Source organism: Wolbachia endosymbiont of Ostrinia scapulalis (assembly GCF_023559145.1).
In the GTDB taxonomy this organism is placed as follows: Bacteria; Pseudomonadota; Alphaproteobacteria; order Rickettsiales; family Anaplasmataceae; genus Wolbachia.
Genome location: NZ_CP096926.1, coordinates 1099614 through 1116790, shown reverse-complemented (window position 1 = coordinate 1116790; position 17177 = coordinate 1099614). Strand labels below are relative to the sequence as shown.

General features: G+C 33.3%; 16 protein-coding genes, 1 tRNA gene and 4 pseudogenes. 11 read left to right on the top strand and 10 right to left on the bottom strand.

Annotated features, from left to right (window positions below):
* Positions 1-48: 48 nt before the first annotated feature.
* Positions 49-894, top strand: a complete 846-nt coding sequence (gene trhO / locus M1L26_RS05445) for an oxygen-dependent tRNA uridine(34) hydroxylase TrhO (RefSeq protein WP_211907487.1) — start codon at positions 49-51, stop codon at positions 892-894.
* On the opposite strand, the pseudogene M1L26_RS05440 reads toward trhO, so the two are convergent.
* Positions 891-1291: pseudogene (locus M1L26_RS05440) on the bottom strand (hypothetical protein). The gene trhO and the pseudogene M1L26_RS05440 overlap by 4 nt on opposite strands.
* A 138-nt stretch (positions 1292-1429) precedes the next feature.
* Between M1L26_RS05440 and M1L26_RS05435 the strand changes: the two are divergent.
* Positions 1430-1588: a type II toxin-antitoxin system RelE family toxin gene (locus M1L26_RS05435; RefSeq protein ID WP_019236727.1), complete on the top strand. Its 159-nt coding sequence runs from the start codon at positions 1430-1432 to the stop codon at positions 1586-1588.
* Positions 1589-1907: 319 nt separating this feature from the next.
* Here M1L26_RS05435 and M1L26_RS05430 read toward each other — a convergent pair whose 3' ends face one another.
* Both M1L26_RS05430 and M1L26_RS05425 read right to left on the bottom strand, forming a co-directional pair.
* Positions 1908-2207 carry a type II toxin-antitoxin system RelE family toxin gene (locus tag M1L26_RS05430; RefSeq protein ID WP_250120098.1) on the bottom strand — a complete coding sequence of 100 codons (300 nt, stop codon included), beginning with the start codon at positions 2205-2207 and terminating at the stop codon, positions 1908-1910.
* Positions 2183-2413, bottom strand: a complete 231-nt coding sequence (locus M1L26_RS05425) for a hypothetical protein (RefSeq protein ID WP_250120097.1) — start codon at positions 2411-2413, stop codon at positions 2183-2185. The genes M1L26_RS05430 and M1L26_RS05425 overlap by 25 nt, the downstream gene beginning before the upstream one ends.
* 156 nt (positions 2414-2569) lie before the next feature.
* On the opposite strand from M1L26_RS05425, the gene M1L26_RS05420 reads away from it, so the two are divergent.
* Positions 2570-2944, top strand: a complete 375-nt coding sequence (locus M1L26_RS05420) for a hypothetical protein (RefSeq protein ID WP_211907484.1) — start codon at positions 2570-2572, stop codon at positions 2942-2944.
* A gap of 320 nt (positions 2945-3264) precedes the next feature.
* Here the strand turns inward: M1L26_RS05420 and M1L26_RS05415 are convergent.
* Together M1L26_RS05415 and M1L26_RS05410 are read right to left on the bottom strand one after the other, a co-directional pair.
* Positions 3265-3351, bottom strand: a tRNA-Ser gene (locus tag M1L26_RS05415).
* Between the two features lie 31 nt (positions 3352-3382).
* A complete protein-coding gene (locus tag M1L26_RS05410) occupies positions 3383-4180 on the bottom strand; it encodes a DUF2163 domain-containing protein (RefSeq protein WP_211908670.1) in 798 nt (265 codons plus the stop codon).
* 85 nt (positions 4181-4265) lie between these two features.
* Between M1L26_RS05410 and M1L26_RS05405 the strand changes: the two genes are divergently transcribed.
* Positions 4266-4451, top strand: a complete 186-nt coding sequence (locus M1L26_RS05405; RefSeq protein WP_211908668.1) for a hypothetical protein — start codon at positions 4266-4268, stop codon at positions 4449-4451.
* Positions 4452-4571: 120 nt separating this feature from the next.
* On the opposite strand, the gene M1L26_RS05400 is transcribed toward M1L26_RS05405, so the two are convergent.
* Entirely contained in the window at positions 4572-6614 is a 2043-nt protein-coding gene (locus M1L26_RS05400) for a WD0745 family porin (protein ID WP_250120096.1), read from the bottom strand.
* Positions 6615-7085: 471 nt separating this feature from the next.
* Here M1L26_RS05400 and M1L26_RS05395 point away from each other — a divergent pair, with 471 nt between their 5' ends.
* Complete coding sequence (locus tag M1L26_RS05395) at positions 7086-8411, top strand: IS4 family transposase (RefSeq protein WP_250120086.1); 1326 nt, start codon at positions 7086-7088, stop codon at positions 8409-8411.
* A gap of 10 nt (positions 8412-8421) precedes the next feature.
* Positions 8422-8652: pseudogene (locus tag M1L26_RS05390) on the top strand (IS4 family transposase); the annotation flags it as partial.
* 90 nt (positions 8653-8742) lie between these two features.
* On the opposite strand, the gene nth reads toward M1L26_RS05390, so the two are convergent.
* The 3 genes and pseudogenes from nth to M1L26_RS05375 form a co-directional block, all read right to left on the bottom strand.
* Entirely contained in the window at positions 8743-9381 is a 639-nt protein-coding gene (gene nth, locus M1L26_RS05385; RefSeq protein ID WP_211908444.1) for an endonuclease III, read from the bottom strand.
* Between the two features lie 21 nt (positions 9382-9402).
* Positions 9403-9774, bottom strand: a pseudogene (locus tag M1L26_RS05380) (molecular chaperone DnaJ); the annotation flags it as partial.
* 23 nt (positions 9775-9797) lie between these two features.
* A pseudogene (locus tag M1L26_RS05375) lies at positions 9798-10567 on the bottom strand (IS5 family transposase).
* 189 nt (positions 10568-10756) lie between these two features.
* On the opposite strand from M1L26_RS05375, the gene M1L26_RS05370 reads away from it, so the two are divergent.
* From M1L26_RS05370 to trpS, 5 genes are all read left to right on the top strand, one after another.
* Complete coding sequence (locus M1L26_RS05370) at positions 10757-12556, top strand: peptidylprolyl isomerase (protein WP_250120095.1); 1800 nt, start codon at positions 10757-10759, stop codon at positions 12554-12556.
* Positions 12557-12690: 134 nt separating this feature from the next.
* A complete protein-coding gene (rpsP, locus tag M1L26_RS05365) occupies positions 12691-13005 on the top strand; it encodes a 30S ribosomal protein S16 (RefSeq protein ID WP_006015540.1) in 315 nt (104 codons plus the stop codon).
* A gap of 10 nt (positions 13006-13015) precedes the next feature.
* Entirely contained in the window at positions 13016-14002 is a 987-nt protein-coding gene (locus M1L26_RS05360; RefSeq protein ID WP_211908440.1) for a polyprenyl synthetase family protein, read from the top strand.
* Between the two features lie 62 nt (positions 14003-14064).
* Entirely contained in the window at positions 14065-14625 is a 561-nt protein-coding gene (locus M1L26_RS05355) for a nucleotide exchange factor GrpE (protein WP_010402249.1), read from the top strand.
* Between the two features lie 15 nt (positions 14626-14640).
* Complete coding sequence (trpS, locus tag M1L26_RS05350) at positions 14641-15639, top strand: tryptophan--tRNA ligase (protein WP_211908439.1); 999 nt, start codon at positions 14641-14643, stop codon at positions 15637-15639.
* 7 nt (positions 15640-15646) lie between these two features.
* On the opposite strand, the gene M1L26_RS05345 is transcribed toward trpS, so the two are convergent.
* Positions 15647-17014 carry a hypothetical protein gene (locus M1L26_RS05345; RefSeq protein ID WP_211908438.1) on the bottom strand — a complete coding sequence of 456 codons (1368 nt, stop codon included), beginning with the start codon at positions 17012-17014 and terminating at the stop codon, positions 15647-15649.
* Positions 17015-17177: the final 163 nt, after the last annotated feature.

Genomic DNA, 17177 nt, shown 5'->3' with positions numbered 1-17177 from the left:
TCTTCATAATTTTATATATTATGTTTTAAATCGATAAACTAATTAATTATGAGTTTTGTCATTGCAACTTTCTATCATTTTGTAAAACTCTCTAATTATTATGACATGAAAGATGAAATAAAAGTTGCATGCGACAATGTCGAATTAAAGGGTACTATACTCCTTGCAGAAGAGGGTATTAATGCAACCGTATCTGGTGAAAGAAACGCGATTGATAAAATATTAGATTTTCTATGTTCTGATTATAGACTAAGGGACCTTACATGGAAAGAGAGTGCAGCAGAATATCAACCATTTAGTAAGATGAAAGTGAGATTAAAAAGAGAAATTGTGAATCTTGGTGTAAGTAATCTCGATACTTCCGTTAGAGGTCAGTACATTGATCCAGATTATTGGGATGATTTTATCTCTCAACCTGATGTTTTAGTGATAGACACACGAAATGATTACGAAGTAAAACTAGGCAAGTTTAAAAATGCAATCAATCCACATACTCAGCGTTTTCGAGATTTTCCTCAGTGGGCAGAGTCATTTTCTGAGAGTAAAGACCTGAAAGTGGCTATGTACTGCACTGGTGGAATCAGATGTGAGAAATCTACAGCATATATGAAAAGCCTTGGATTTAACGATGTTTATCACCTTAAAGGCGGTATTCTTTCCTACCTTGAAAAAACTCACAACAAAAGTGGTAGTTGGGAGGGCGAGTGTTTTGTTTTTGATGATAGAATTGCTGTTGATCATTCACTCGCCCCAAGTGATAAAATAAAATGCATATTCTGCTCAAGTAAAGTTTCAACTGATGAGCTGAAATCAGTTCCACGTGGCCAGGTAGTTTGCTCTGATTGTAAATCTTTAAGTATTGAAAGAAATTCAGAATACAACACGAACCTTTAATAATTTATTTCTCTTTGCATATTTGTAACCTTAATTTTATCAAGGCATTTACCTACAACATAGCCCGCTCCAGCTCCAAGTAACGCACCAACTATAGCAAATGCAATCAACACTACACCAGAACCGCCAATAAGAGCTAAAGTTTCTTGCACTAAACAACATGCTGCAACTAGACCAGCAACTAAACCAATTCCTACACCTATGCACCTAAGTTTCATGTTATTACTAATATTGTAACCTCTTCTATGCTTTAGGCTATGACTAGTATTGTTACTTATCCAATCAAAGATTTCGACATTTGGGTTTTTGTCCAAAAAATCGAAAGCTCACCTATTGTTTTGTTACGCAAACTATCTAAAAATATAACTTTATCTTTTACATTTTGTTTACGTGTCATTTTATTTTTCCATACTATTAGAATATATTTTTACTACACTTAATGTCTTAATAATTGGTAAATTCCCATACAAGAATAAGTAGATAATCTTACCACTATAGGTGGGACTAAAGCGGTATAAGATTAAATTCCTGAAAAATGTTGGTAAGAAGAGCTTTTCCAAAAACAATAAAGTTAAGAGTTGAAGAGATAGTAAAAGAGCGACTTACAGTTAATCCAATTGATTTTGGTGAATCGTTTTGTTACAAACTCAAAGGATACAGAAGATTAAGAACTGGTGATTATCGTATCATGTAAATGCTGCAAAGTATGAAGTAACCATTGTTTCAATAAAACACAGAAAAGACATTTACGAGTCTGAGGCTTCATACTAATATCCTTCCAGTATTAACTTACTGTAACCTTTCCGGTTGAGCCACTGCGATTCTTTGCAACGTTTATCTCTAATCCGTTATTAGCATCGATTTTATAGTCTGTAGAGTAGTAAAATTATAGGGGGTAGCCAAAAAAATGAGTTATTTTTGAGCTGAGCAAAGCCACCTAAGGTGAAGAATGGATCAGGAAGGAGGGTTGTATAATAATATATTTATAATTTCCTTACTTAACGAAACAGAGTTTATTGAAAAACATAGTTATTTAGTACTTTAAGAGCCTTCTCGTAAATAGTGTCTCTATGTCCTATTGTAACGATAGTTACTTCATGTTTTTTGGTGTCTGTATAATACATGATACGATAGTCGCCAACCCTTAGTCTTCTGAACCCTTTGAGTTTGTAACAAAACGATTCACCAAAATCAATTGGATTAACTGTAAGTCGCTCTTTTATTGCATCTATAGCTCTTGACCGTACTTTTTTTGGAAGATTTGGAAGATCTTCTTCAAGAACACTGTCTAGGAAGATAATAGTGTATTCCAATCCACGTCCTCACTTTTAGTTTTTTTTTCATTTTCAATATCATATTGATCAGCAACTACAGATAGTAAAAAATCTTCCATTTCACGATCTATTGCTTCTTTAAATAGCCTGTCTGCTAATTCTTGAGTGGGCTGCTTAGTGAGCTCAACTAGCTTAGCAAAATGCTGTAAAGTTTCTTTACTGAAAGCTAAATTAGCGTTTGCCATAAGTTTTACCGAAATCTACTAATAATTATAAAACATTTTTCTGAAATTTTCAATAAAGAATTGTTAAGGTGAAGAGGAAGAAGGGGTGTATAATATATATTACTTGTTTTAGCTTTTGTAAAAAACTATATTACAAAGTTGTTGTTCTATGGAGTTATGAAGTTGTTTGAGGATACAGAAAAAGAGTATTTCGGATTAGGTAGGAAAAGAAGAATGCTCTTTAGAAAACTGGATAAAGCAAAAAACATAGTTCTTAAAGAGAGTAAAAACGTTTTTTTGCTAGAAGATTATAAAAAGAGTGGAATTCCTGTATTGTTAAATCACGAAACGTTTGGTCCTATAATTGGAATTTTCATTGTACTTGATGGAGATTGCAAAGAACAATATGAGCTGATTTTAATCGCCCACGATTGTATTTCTAAGTCAGGTATAGAATATTCTAGTGTAACTACGATATATGAAGGAAATTTAATTCTGTTTATGCATAGAAATATAGAGAGGTGGTTTTTAGAAATGGAGGAAAAATACTAAAATAAAAGTTTGACAGTTAATTCTCGAGCTAGTACATACCAGTTTGCTGATGCTCGTGAGAAATGACACAGACTAAGTATAGTATTGCAAGAGATTATTAGGAATAGGGAAGGTATGCTGGCTACTGGATGTATTTCTATGATAACAACTACTCTTCGTCATCAAAAATCAAGAAGGCTCTGCAACTTGATGAACATCAACTCTATTCTTTTATTGACGTAGATGACTCTGAAAAATTGCGGAGCTGAAGTGCTAATGCTATATGGTTATTACGTTCAAGAACAAAACGGAAAATCCTATGTTATACTAGAAATAATGTGCGGAAAAGGGGGGATTCGAACCCCCGACATATTTTCATATGTGCACGCTTTCCAAGCGTGTGCTTTAGACCGCTCAGCCACCTTTCCATACTTATTCATAATATTAAAAATTATGCTGCTAAACAACTGGTATATATGGTTCGCCACGGAAATTCACAGTATTGTTAAACTTGTTTTTGCACGTTAAAAACGCTTTATCACAACCTGCAAGTATCGAATATTTATCTCCGGTAGAAATTTGATATGGAGGAGAAGCAAATAATGTAACTACTTTATTTTTGTATTCTTTAACTACAACTTCAAATGTTGCTGAACTAAAGAATTTTACCACTCCGTGCTTATAATATCCATCGCTTTCGATTAAATTAGTGTCTTCAAATCTTCTTTCATCTATCACTTTAGTAATTGTGCTCATTCTACTAAACTTTTTAGCATCAGCTTTACATCTATCATCGCAAAATTGTGCCCTGCATACAGGAGAATATAGCTCTGTTATGCTTCTCTCAAGCTTTGTCGCAAGACCTCTAATTTCAGCGATAAACCTCCCACTATTTAATGTTACTTTACCAAAAGTTCCTGCATGCAAATTCATAATTCCCTGACTCAAATCTTTATAATTCACAAGAAATATTTCAATATTTGCAAAGTCATGCCTTCCTGATAAAACATCTTTTTCTTTAATATCAGCACTATTTAATATTCCTTCAATTTCTATATTATCAGTTCTCAAATCGCTATTTAATATTATACTGCTGGCTATAAAACCGCTTGAAGATTTATAGAGTATATTATTGAGATTTAAATCTTCATCATAGTCAGTGAATCCCATTACCTCCCCACTTACAAGTGTTAATTTCCAGCAAGTAGCGATGGTAAGTAATTCTCCAGTTAAATGGTTTTTTAGTTTGGTTTGCATACTGCTTAATTGATTGAATTTGAAAACGTTCGATAGGTAAGGGATTATGATAATTTATCCATTATCTGAGTAGCCATAGGGTGTCATGCCAGCTCCCATACATTGGCATCCAGTTAAATTTACGAGTATAAAAGTAATGTTAAAATACAACGTTTCTGATGATGATGGAAAAATGGATCCTAGTGTCAAGCACTGGGATGACACCATTTACTATGCAAATTGCCACAATTTTCGTACAGCTGTGACTGGGATGACATTACTTATTGTGTGAATAGAATAAATACCCGTAGAGTTTGTTACGCACTGGCTTATGTTTATTTGATCGACAAATAAACACTAACAGACAAGACACACACCACATTCAAGTTGTGGTGTGTATTACTAGAACAAATTAGAAAGAAAACTTCACACCAGTTAGTAGAAGAATTCCTTGGTTAGAAGGTACATCAGTACCTTTTTGGTCTTTCAGCGCACCTTTTTCATCAGTCATAAAATAATGTAAGGCTGCATAAGGAACAAACTTGCTCTTATTGCAAGAAGATAGATCATACTGAACACCAAGTGCAACATCATGAAGCATATCTTTATCATTCATTGTACTGCCAAAGTATGTCAAGCTTGTATAAACATTCTCATATTGATAACCAGCACCTGCAGTCCAATACATGGTGTCCTTGTCATTAAATTGCTTTAAGCCATTTTTTCTAGCAATATCAGTAGTCTCTTTATATTCTTTTGAAGCAGGGTCGAGTTCCTTGATACTCTTCGGTTGACCAGATTTGCCTAAATATGCAAAAGAAGCAGCGAATTTTATATTTTGACCTTCATCAATCTTATAATCAGCGCTTACACCCAAATTAACACCCATCAGGTCATTGTACTCTACAAATTCCTTATAAAGATGCTTATCTTTACTCGGTTGCTTTGAAACCCCATATTCACCAACTACGGAAGTTTTAACTTTTACATTATGTTTACTAAAGTCATATTCATATGATGCACCAGCACTTATTATATGCTGGTAATCTGGTCCAACATGTCTTAACGTTTCCTCATTCTTTACCCCTGTTACCTTATTATTTGAATCTTTGAGGAAATCTGGAGCTATTTCTTTTACAACGGATAAACCACTATCGTAGCGAGGTGAGTAGCTAAGACCAAATCTTGCACCCATATAATTCGGCGAGTAGTAAGCAGCTCTAAATGGCAATGTGGTCATAACCTCTTTGTTGTATTTTCCTGCCATACGGAAGGAGAGTTTTTCGCTCTCGCTCGAGAAGCTTTCAGTGTAAAGACGTGGTGTTACGTAAAATGGAAAGTTTGCAGCACTTCCTTCTAAGTTTACTTTTCTGAACCAGTCACTATCTGCAGCTCCATCAACAGTTGCAATTCTTGTTGCATCAAGTCTCATCAGAGACTCAGGACCAAACTGATAGCCAAGTTTCAGATCACCATATTGTGAATTTAAGAATACATGCGCACTTCTACCTCTTGCAGCATTTACGCCTTGTGAAGCTCCTTTACCTTCAGTAACTGGAACATGGAATTGTACATCGGCACCATAACGAAGACCAATATCCTCATTTTTATTTTCAGCTCTTAAGTGCAATATTGCATCTGAAATCATGCCCATGTTTTCACTGTAATCACCAATATTCCCTATCCCTTTAGGAAATATTGGATTTGCTCCTTTTATACTATCTGGAGTATTGTTAAAATAATCTGTAGATTTACCTGGCATAATATTATAATGGTTATAGCCACTTAGCCCATGGTTACCATAACCTTGAGAATCAACAACGCCACCGAAAGTTATTCTTAAACCATCCCCTTGATTGGTATTGATAATATTAACCCCACCAACTGAAACAACAGGACTTGCCTTACCTTTTTCCTCTGTATTGCTGTTAACAACTTTTACATCCTTTTTTATATCTTTAGCTTCAATTTTAGCATTCTTAGTTTTAGAACCCTTAATTTTTGACTTTTCTACATTAGAATTTTTAGTGCTTAGAGCTTTCGCCTTTGAATCCTCTATAAACTTTGCTTTTTTCTCTTTTGCTAGCCTAATTTCATCTTTTTTCTTTTGTTTTGCTACTAATTTTAACTCTTCTTTTTTCTTCTTTTGTTCAGCTGCTAATTTTAACTCCTCTTTTTTCTTCTGCTCAGCTGCTAATCTTAGTTCTTCTTTTTTCTTAAGCTCCTCGGCTTTTTTTCTTGGATCAGCATTACATATCCTGTCCATTTTTTCTTTTAGTTTCTTATTTGACGTCTTCATCACTTCCATCTTTCCAGAAGTTTTGATTGACTCGTTACTCTCTTGCTTTTTTACTTCCTTCATACTCTCGTCAGAAAAGTCAGCAGCAAAGCCACTGAAAGAACATAAAGTCAATAGAGAAGCTAGAGCAGTTCTAGTATAAATAGATTTTTTCATGAAGTGCCCCCAAAAAATTTTAAAATCATAACATAAATAGTATAAAGGTGTTGAAAATCCAACTTAAAGCAACCTTATAGCGAAAATAAAAGTAAAATGCAATACTTTAAAAGCAACTTTCTTAATACGCTCAACGTTTATATTAACCAAAATTTAGTACAGAGGTTTGCTTGTTAGTGTATTATAACTCTATACTTATTCTATGGAAGTAAAATTTACTCAAAGTAAAAGCATAAAAAGATTAAATTATTAATATAAATTGTTGACAATAATATTAATTTGTATTATAGTTGGTAGATTATTGTTTTATTTTTGACAGATTGGGGTACTTATGGATTTTAGTTTTTTACGCAATTGGTTTAGCACTACAGGTGCTGCTACCATACGCGTCAAGTTAAGGAAATAAAGGTATGAAAGAGATAGAATAATAAGGTATAAGTTCTCCCAGATATACTTTTAGTGAGAGAACCAATGAATAAAATAACTTGCTTATCAAAAAAGCTCAAAGAATTTTTTAATGAAAAAGCAGAGAAAATCTCAATTACAACAAGGTTTATAAAAAGAAAGAGAAAGCTAAAAGGTTCATCATTCGTAAAAGCCATGGTCTTGGGTAATATAGGAGTTGATAATTGTAGCGTAGAAACAATGTGTCAATTACTAAACGAGGACTCGATAGATATAACAAAACAAGGTTTGGATTTTAGATTTACTGAAGAAGCAGTGGAATTTATGAAAAGGATGTATAATGAATCTGTGATTCTCTTTAAAAATATCTTGCAAGTTGATTGCAAAATCTTACAGCAATTTAATAGTGTTAAATTATTGGACAGTAGCTATATTACTCTACCTAACAGTATGGAAGAGATGTATAAAGGTTATGGTACTAGCTACAGTGGCTATGAAAGCAATACTAAGTCTGGAATAAAGTTACAATTAGTTTTCGACTACATGAATCAGATAATAGACCAACTTAATTTAACGGAGGGGGTAAGATCAGACCAGGGATATAGGAAACATTTAAGTAATATATTAAGCAATGATTTGCTAATATCTGATCTCGGTTATTTTGTGCCAAGTTCTTTTAAACAAATCAATGAAATAGGAGCTTATTTCATAAGTCGTTATAAATCTGATACCAACATATATGATGTAGAAACAAATCAAAAAATGGAGTTATTAGAATGTTTAGAGGATAAGTTATTTTTAGAAAACGAGGTATTGTTAGGAAAAGAAGCAAAAATTAGAGTAAGAATTATATGTCAGAAACTAACTGAAGAACAGTCTATGGCCAGAAGAAGGAAAGCTAATAGATTAGCAAGATCGCAGGGATATACATCCTCTAAAAGAAATCAAAAATTGTTGAACTGGTCAATATTTATAACTAATGTTCCAGAAAATAAAATTAGTGCTGAGCAAGTATTAACGATTTACAGAGTAAGGTGGCAAATTGAGTTATTATTTAAATTGTATAAAAGCTATATCAGGCTTGATAAGCTAAAAGGAAAGCCATGCAGAGTATTATGTGAACTATATGCTAAATTGTGCGCAATTCTTATATTTCACGGCATAGTTGGTTGCACAGAAGTGAAAAAGAATACAGAACTTAGCTTAACAAAGGCATTTATTGAGCTAAAAAGGCGGGTTAGAGAGTTATTTTTAGTATTAACCAAAATTAATAGTTTAAAAGCATTTCTTAAAAAACTCACTATAACTTGGTCGCTATTTTCATTAAAAGACAAACGTAGAAGGGCTAGAGTATCCACTTTAACCTCTCTAAATTTGCTCACAATCTCTTAACTTGACGCGTATGGTTGGTTGCACAGAAGTGAAAAAGAATACAGAACTTAGCTTAACAAAGGCATTTATTGAGCTAAAAAGGCGGGTTAGAGAGTTATTTTTAGTATTAACCAAAATTAATAGTTTAAAAGCATTTCTTAAAAAACTCACTATAACTTGGTCGCTATTTTCATTAAAAGACAAACGTAGAAGGGCTAGAGTATCCACTTTAACCTCTCTAAATTTGCTCACAATCTCTTAACTTGACGCGTATGGTGTCAGCTACTCGGTTGACACCATCATAGAGATCAGCTACTTGGATGATAAAAGTAAGAAATATCGAAGTGTTGTGCTAGACTTTATACCTCTTGCATTCAAACTCACATAAATCATGAATTATGCATGTTTCACACAAAGGTTTTTGTGCCTTGCAAATGTATCTACCGTGTAAAACTAGCCAATGATGAGCATAAAGCAGGTATTTTTTTGGAACCACATTCAAAAGAGATTGCTCTGTTTTAAATATATCTTTTTCTTTCACAAGCCCAACTCTATTGCTTACTCTAAAAACATGAGTATCAATTGCCAATGTTGGAATACCAAGCCCTGAATTTAAGAACACATTAGCGCTCTTTCTCCCAACCCCTGGTAAAGATACCAAATCATCGAAATTAGTAGGCACTTTGCTATTGTACCTCTCAATCAATATTTTGCTGAGCCCGATTATATTTTTTGCTTTGGAATTATATAAACCAATACTGCTTATGCATTTTCTCAGCTCACTTTGCCCAAGATTCAACATTTTTTCTGGCGTATCAGCGATACTAAATAGCTCCTTTGTAATTTTATTAACACTTATATCGGTCGTCCGCGCTGACAGAACTATTGCAACTAATAACGTAAAATGATTGGTATAATTTAGCTCTATTTTTGGCGCAGGATTTGACTGTTGAAATTTTTCAAATATTAATTCTACTTTTTTTGAGTCCATGCATAGAGCTAAAAGCTTATACTATACTGTTTGCTGTGCAAATTCAATTGCTTGAGGATTAGATAGTCCTTCAGTATTAACATCAGACATATCAGTTTTTACCTCATCAAAATTCCTTTCAGCAAATTCGCTTGCCACTTCTGCAAAACACTTTCTAACAAGAGGCATAATTATCGGCATTAATAGCCTTCGTGGATCATACCGTCCTAACAGATTAGTTTCCTTTTGTACTCTATCTCTTGGATCTTCCTCAAGTAAATCTTTCATGTGTTTTTCAGTGTATATTTCACAACCTTTTGAAAATGTAGGACTAAATATCTCAGTAGCTAGCAGTGCTAACAATGACAAAGTACCAAATATTGTCACATCAACATAAAGACTATTAGAAATAAACCCTTTATCATCAAAGAACCTGTTCATAATCTTTTGAGGAGGAAAGAAGTAAAAGCAAATTTGTAGGCTAGTATTAAGTTTACGCTCGCAATTTTTCCAAAGTCGCCTACATTTTTCCAACCAGGCAAAAGAAGATCTCTCAACAACCCATCTTTTTGGCAATACAGCAAAGGTGTGTAATTCGCTTCACCTCAACAGTTGCACCAATAGTTACTTTTATCTGTGTTGCAAAATTTTCTCCAGTGTAGCCTGCATCAACCAGTATGTTTTTAACTTCAGAGAGACTTTCTTTAGCATTTTTAACCATTGTCAAAGCACTGCTACGATCAGTTATTTCTGCCGTTGTTATATGAATTGCGTGTGTCAAACCTTGTGTATCAACTGCGATATGACGCTTTATTACTGAAATTTTCTTGCCAGCATCATAACCTTTTTCTTCAGCAGTATCGGTATTTTTTACACTTTGGGCATCAATGATGCAGAAGCTTGTTTTGGTATTCCGACCACTGTTCTCTCCAACCAATTTTTTTAAGACAATTTCTAGAACACTTTCTCTATCTTCATTCGTTTTTTTACTCCATTTCTTAAAGTAATCGTAACAATTTCGCCATCTTGGAAACTCTTTTGGAAGCATTCGCCATTGACAGCCACTTTTTAGTACATAAAGCACACCACAAAATAACTCATATAAACCTAATCTTCTTGGCTTTGTTTTCTTTCGCACACTTTCTAAAATTAGTCTAATCTTTTCGAATTTTTCACAACTTATGTCACTTGGATATGTATTCCTCATACTTTACCTCATGTCAACTATACCTCATCTTACCATATTCAGAGATCACTTACAGGCTCTTAGGTTAATATAAGCTTCCATTCAATTTAATACACTACAATATTACATATATTAGCTAATTTGTTAATAGATTTACAAAGATTAAATTATTGCTATTCTAAATTTAAGTGTTAGTTAATTGAGTTTACAATGAGTATTAGAAATTTTTTTACCAAGGCAATCGTTCTCCTTTTAGTTTGCTTATTAATCTTTATGGGGATTGGCAATTTTTTATCAAATGATGATGAAAGGAAAGAATTAGCTAAAGTAGGAAAGGAAGTTATAACATCAGATGAATATAAATTACTATATCAAAATTATGAAAAGCAAATTTCTGGATCTGATGTAAGTAAAGAACAAGTAAAAAAGCTGAAATATGATTTACTTAACGCACTTATAGAGCAAAAACTATTGTTTAACCTAATTAGCGAACTTGGATTAAAAGTTGGAGAAGAATCTATCAAAAGCCATATAAAAAATACCAAGTACTTTCAGGACGATAAAGGAGAATTTGACCATAATAAATTCCATCAAACTCTAAATAGCCTGCATATAACAGAAAAGGAATATATAGAAAAACTAGAGAAAATCCTGCCTGCAATGATGTTCATGACTTCGTTATTTAAAGATAATTATCCGGTAACTTTTGGTGAGGGTGTTGATGAGCAGATATACAAAAATCGCTACCAAACTAGAGTAGTTGATATTGTTAAAATAACTGAGGATGCAATTACAGACGTTCCTGAACCAGATGATCAAGCCTTACTTGATTTGTATGAAAGAAATAAGTCCAATTTTTATTACCCTGAGTATCGAACTGCGCAATACATTTCTCTGGATCAAAAATATTTTGAAGATCAAATCAGAATTTCAGATGAAGAGGTTGATAGTATAATAGAACATCAGGAACTTAAAAATCAAAGAGACATATTCAATGTGATATTTCCTACCAAAGAAAAAGCTGAAATAGCAAGAAGAGCACTTGAAGAAAGTAAAGCAAGCTTTGAACAAATAATAGAAGAGTTTAATAAAGTGAAACTCGATGAAACCAGAGTAAATAATATAACTAAGGATTTCTTACCTGAAAATATGAGAGAAAAGGTATTTGCTCTCAAAACAGGTGAAGTAAGTGAAGTTTTAACAAGCAATTTTGGATGGCACGTAATAAAGGTAGAAAGCATACATCAAATCTCTGATGAAGACTTGGTTGATTTAAAAAAAGACATAAGGTCAGTTTTAACCAATCAAAAGTCTTTTGAAAAAGTCAATGATTTCATAAATCAAGTGAATTATAAGATATACAATGGTGCAACGATTGAAGAAATCTCCAATAATTACAATTTACCTATACAAACCATTGGTCCAGTAGATGCTAGTGGAAAAGACCAAAGTGGTAATGAAGTAGGAAATTCCAGTGATTTCATTTCTTTCATTTTTTCACGCGAGAAAGATCAGAAGAATTATTTTAAGGGTGTTGGAGATACTGTTGTTAGTGTAAAAATCAGTGATATCGTTCCTCCTAAATTACAAAATTTTGAAGAAAGTAGGGAATCAGCCATAAAGCTTTGGCGTAGTGAATTTATAAAAGAAAGAATGTTTAAAATGGGACAAGAAGTAGCAGTTCAACTAAGAGAAAAGACAGATTTGGAAGAAATGCAAGGTATAAAATTGGTTAAAGGCCAGCAAATACAACGCAATGAACAAAACTACCCTTTTTCTTTCATAGAAGAGATTTTCAATATGAAAACAACTAATTCGGTAACAGATCCTATTCAATACAATAATGAAATTATAATAGGCGTTCTAAAACAAATGCATTCATCAAATGGTAAATTAAACATGCTTGACACCGGAAAACGTGTGATGATATCGCTAAAGGAACAGTTAATTAGCTATCTAAAATCAAAGTATAGAGTAGAAGTTAATCATGCTATGATTGATGATATATAAAAAAGTTTATTATCTTCCTTTTATGAGTGATTGGAGGGGGCTATATTGTATTTTTAGGTAAAAGAGGTACAATTAGTTTGACTTGAGCTGTTTATTGTATTTAAATTGTAATTAATATATGAATAAAGGTTGACATGGCAGTTAAAATAAGGTTAGCAAGGTTTGGGGCAAAGAAACGTCCTTTTTATAGGATAGTTGTAGCCGACTCACGAGCACCAAGAGATGGGCGCTTTATTGAGAGAATAGGACAATATGATCCAATGTTGCCAAAAGACAATAAAAATCGTGTTGTGGTAAAAGCTGATAGATTAAAACATTGGCTAAGTGTAGGAGCGCAAGCAACTGAAAGGGTAATGTGGTTCATTAAAAAAGGCATAGTAGATTTAGAAACAGAATCGAAAAAAATAGAAAAGAAAAAAGTTGAGAAAGTACAAGGGCAAGAAGCATAAGTCCTCTTAAATGCTAAACACTGATTTAACAAAAAGTAGTAAATTAGATGATATTTTATCTTCTGATTTATTGGCTATGAATGACTTTATCTTCAAAAATGTCAATGATGAAGGTACTAAGCTTGCTACCGATATTACATCTCATCTTATTAATTCAGGAGGAAAAAAGATAAGGCCTAAGCTCATTTTTATTATGTGTAAAATGCTGAATTACTCTGGAGAGAGTAGGGTCAACATTGCTGCATCGGTAGAATTTATACACAACGCTACTTTACTTCATGATGATGTGCTTGATGAAAGTAAGGCACGCCATGGAGTTGCAACAGCAAATAAAATTTGGGGAAATAAATCAAGCATTTTAGTTGGTGATCTATTATTGACCTTAGCATTTAGATGGCTTATAGAATGTGGGAATTTAAGTGTTCTCTCTATTTTATCTAAGGCATCTAATTTGCTTGTCAAGGGTGAGATAAAGCAGATGACAACGCGTTTTGACCCTAACACAATTAGGAAAAATTATTTTAATATCATTGGAGAAAAGACAGCATCTTTATTTTCTGCATGCTGCGAGGCTGCATCAGTAGTATCTGGAGCCACAAGTGACGAAACAGAGAGGCTAAGGAATTTCGGGTTTAATTTTGGTATGGCATTCCAAATAATTGATGACGTGCTAGATTATACTGCTAATCAAGGCACTTTAGGAAAGCAACTTGGAAAAGATTTCTTTGAAGGTAAAGTTACTTTACCTTCTATTATAGCATATGAAAAAGGCAGCCCATCAGAACAAAAATTCTGGGAGAAATCTTTTTCTTCAGCTAGACACAATTTTGACCAAGCATTACAATATATTAATCATCATAATGCCATTCATGTTTCTATAGAAGAAGCTAAACACTATATTAATATGGCGCAAAGTAATATTGATACTTTTTCTGATTCTCTTTATAAAACTGCTTTGATTGACTTTTTAAATGCAAGCATAGAAAGACAAGGATAGCTAACGCTTGATATTTTTAGATTGATTGTTATATATTTATTAAGTTTGTAAGGGTGAATGATATGTCAGATAGTAATAAAGAGAAAAAAAAGAAATTTGCAGATATGGTCAGTAAACGAAAAGGGGATGATCAAGAAGATCAGCAAACAGGTGATTTAAGTGAAGAGCTTAATATATTAAAAGAACGTGCAGTTCAGCTTGAAGATCATTTACGTCGCGCTGTTGCGGATAATGAAAACGTTAAACGTATAATGCAAAAGCAAATTAGCGATGCAAGTGATTATGCAGTCACAAAATTTGCACGTGATATGATCGACTCTTGTGACAATTTAAAAAAAGCAATGGAAAACTTGAAAGATGATGATCCTATTCATGAAGGAATAAAAGTGGCGCACCAAAAGATTGTGAGTGATCTAAAAAAACATGGAATAGAAGAAATAGATCCAATAGGTAACTCTTTTGACAGCAATTTACATCAAGCTGTTGTGGAAAGAGAAGATAATGAAAAAGAGCCTGGCACTATTGTAGAAGTACTACAAACTGGTTATACAATTAAAAATAGGTTGCTTCGTCCTGCAATGGTTATTCTTTCTAAAAAATCTGCTGATTGCGAAAGTAACTAATAAAACACTCAAGGTATGGAAGAAGTTATCTTCTCAGGTATTCAGCCAAGTGGAGTATTACATTTGGGCAATTATCTTGGTGCAATTAAGCAGTGGATAGGGTTGCAGGATAAATATAAATCTCTTTTTTGTGTTGTTGATCTGCATGCAATCACAGCAAATAAGCTTCCCGCAAATGAATTAAAAAATAATATTTTTAAAGCAGCAGCAACTTATATTGCATGTGGAATAGATCCGGAAAAGTCGATTATTTTCAATCAATCCGCAGTTAGTGGTCATGCAGAATTGGGCTGGCTGCTAGGGTGCTATACACCAATTGGTTGGCTTAATCGTATGACTCAATTTAAAGATAAGGCTGGAAGCGATAGACAAAAAGCTTCTCTTGGGTTATATAGCTACCCAGTACTTATGGCTGCGGATATATTGCTGTATCAAACTAAATATGTTCCTGTTGGCGATGATCAAAAACAGCATTTAGAACTTGCACGTGATATTGCATCAGCTTTTAACAATCATTATAAATGTAGTCATTTCATCATACCTGAAATCTTAACTTTGGATTGTACATCAAGGATAATGAGCTTAAGAGATGGAGCAAGCAAGATGAGCAAATCTGATTCTTCAGAATACTCATGCATTAACCTTGACGATACAAATGACTTGATTGTCAAGAAAATAGAAAAAGCAAAAACAGATTCAATTCCAGGCTTTGATTTTGCTACTTTAAAGTGCCGTCCAGAAGTAAACAATTTGGTAAACATTTATTCAGTGCTTAGTGATTTAAATGTGGAAAAAGTGTGTGAAGAAGTGAATAAACATGATATGAAACACTTTAAAAAAGAGTTAGCTGGCTTAATCATCAGTGTTATATCACCCATACGTGAGAAGTTGAACGGTCTTTTGAAGGATCAGCTCCATTTACATAAAATATTAAAAGAAGGTACAGAAAAAGCAGCAGAGATTGCAAATAACAATATAAAAAAGATCAAGGATATTATAGGGTTTGTTCAATAGGTTACAACTATTTCTTCCCATGGCTTTCAAATCGTGCAGCTATTTTCTTTACACTAACATGAGTGAGAAGAGGTTTTTTACTAACCGGAAGTTTAGAATCGGACTTTGCTGTTATGGGGTTCATTTTAGATCTTTTATTTCCTACCGGAAATGAGTGAGATTGGGAGGCAGTTTTTTGCGATGGTGCAGGATCTTTCTTCATACCGATATCTGCTTGTGTTGCAGGGGTGGCTTTGCTCTTAGCAACTTGGTTTTGCTCAAATTTTCCTACTATTGACTTTACTCTACCGTCCTTCTTGCTATTTACTTTTTCTTTTATAATAACCGCTTTTACTTCTGATGCTGCTTTATCAGCAGATTTTTTGAGGATTGGTTTACTTTCAGCTGATTTTTGCGAAGTCACTTCTACTATTATTGGTTTCGTGCTCACTTGTTGATCAACAATATCTAGCCTTTTAGGATTTGACAGTATTTCAGATTTATCTTCTTTAGTTTCTTGCCTAATTTCTTGATTGGTAGCGTTTAGCGCTAGTGGCTCTGGAGCCTGTCTCTTTTTATATCCTCTTCTTGTTCCTGCATTTTTCTTAGGTTTCGTTTTGTGAGTTGGCTCCTTTTTAGCTAACTTTGAGTCTTCCGAATCTTTTGTTGAAGATTTACTACTTTTCTCTTGATAATTTGATATTTCCTCATGTCCAGACTCTTCACTTAATGAACTTTCATAGCCTGAATCTTCAGGAGATACGTTCTCTATTTCTGGTTTAAAGTGTACCTTTTTTGAGGCAGTAGGAGGTGGCGGAGGTGCTGTTGTTGGCCGTTTTATTCTCTTCATAACTAATTTTCCTACCGGCTGTTTTCCTTCTTGCAGCTTAGGAGTATCTTCCTTCTGCTTTGATGTCGTTTTATTTTCCGTGCTTACTTCGTATGATTTATGTTCTTTATTGCCTTTTCCACTCTGTTTCGAATCTAAAATTTCTTTAAGTCCTTTCTTGAATAGATTAATTGTACTTAAAATATTTGTGTATTCGGCTGCTTTTTCTATAGTGAAACCTGATAATTCATCACCAACAAAATTTTTTATGTCATTATCATTAGTTGGAATATCTTTTCCCAAGACTCTATCTAATATCCCTTTTAATGTTCCAATAAAACCGAGTGGCTTTGTGATCAAAGGTTCTACATAATTATTCAAGTCGCTATATATAACAAATTTGGCTACATCTTTTGCGTTGTTTGTAAAATTCTTCAGAGCTTGAGATAAATCTTTCAGTGTTTCATCATATTGTTCATTAATTTTTTTTGTATCCTTCAGCTTTATGACTCTTATCAAAGAATTGAGATTTTTATCATAACTGTCACTTTTAAATAGATCACTCATACCAATTACTGTTTATCGTTTACTTAAATATAAATTCAAAGTCTTAAGATCGAGTAAATGTTATATGACTTATCCTCTGACTCATAAACGCTTGCGTTCCTTAATGTGCAAAAAAATTTCAATAATCTTCAATCAGCAATAGTATAGAAATCCAAAAAACAAG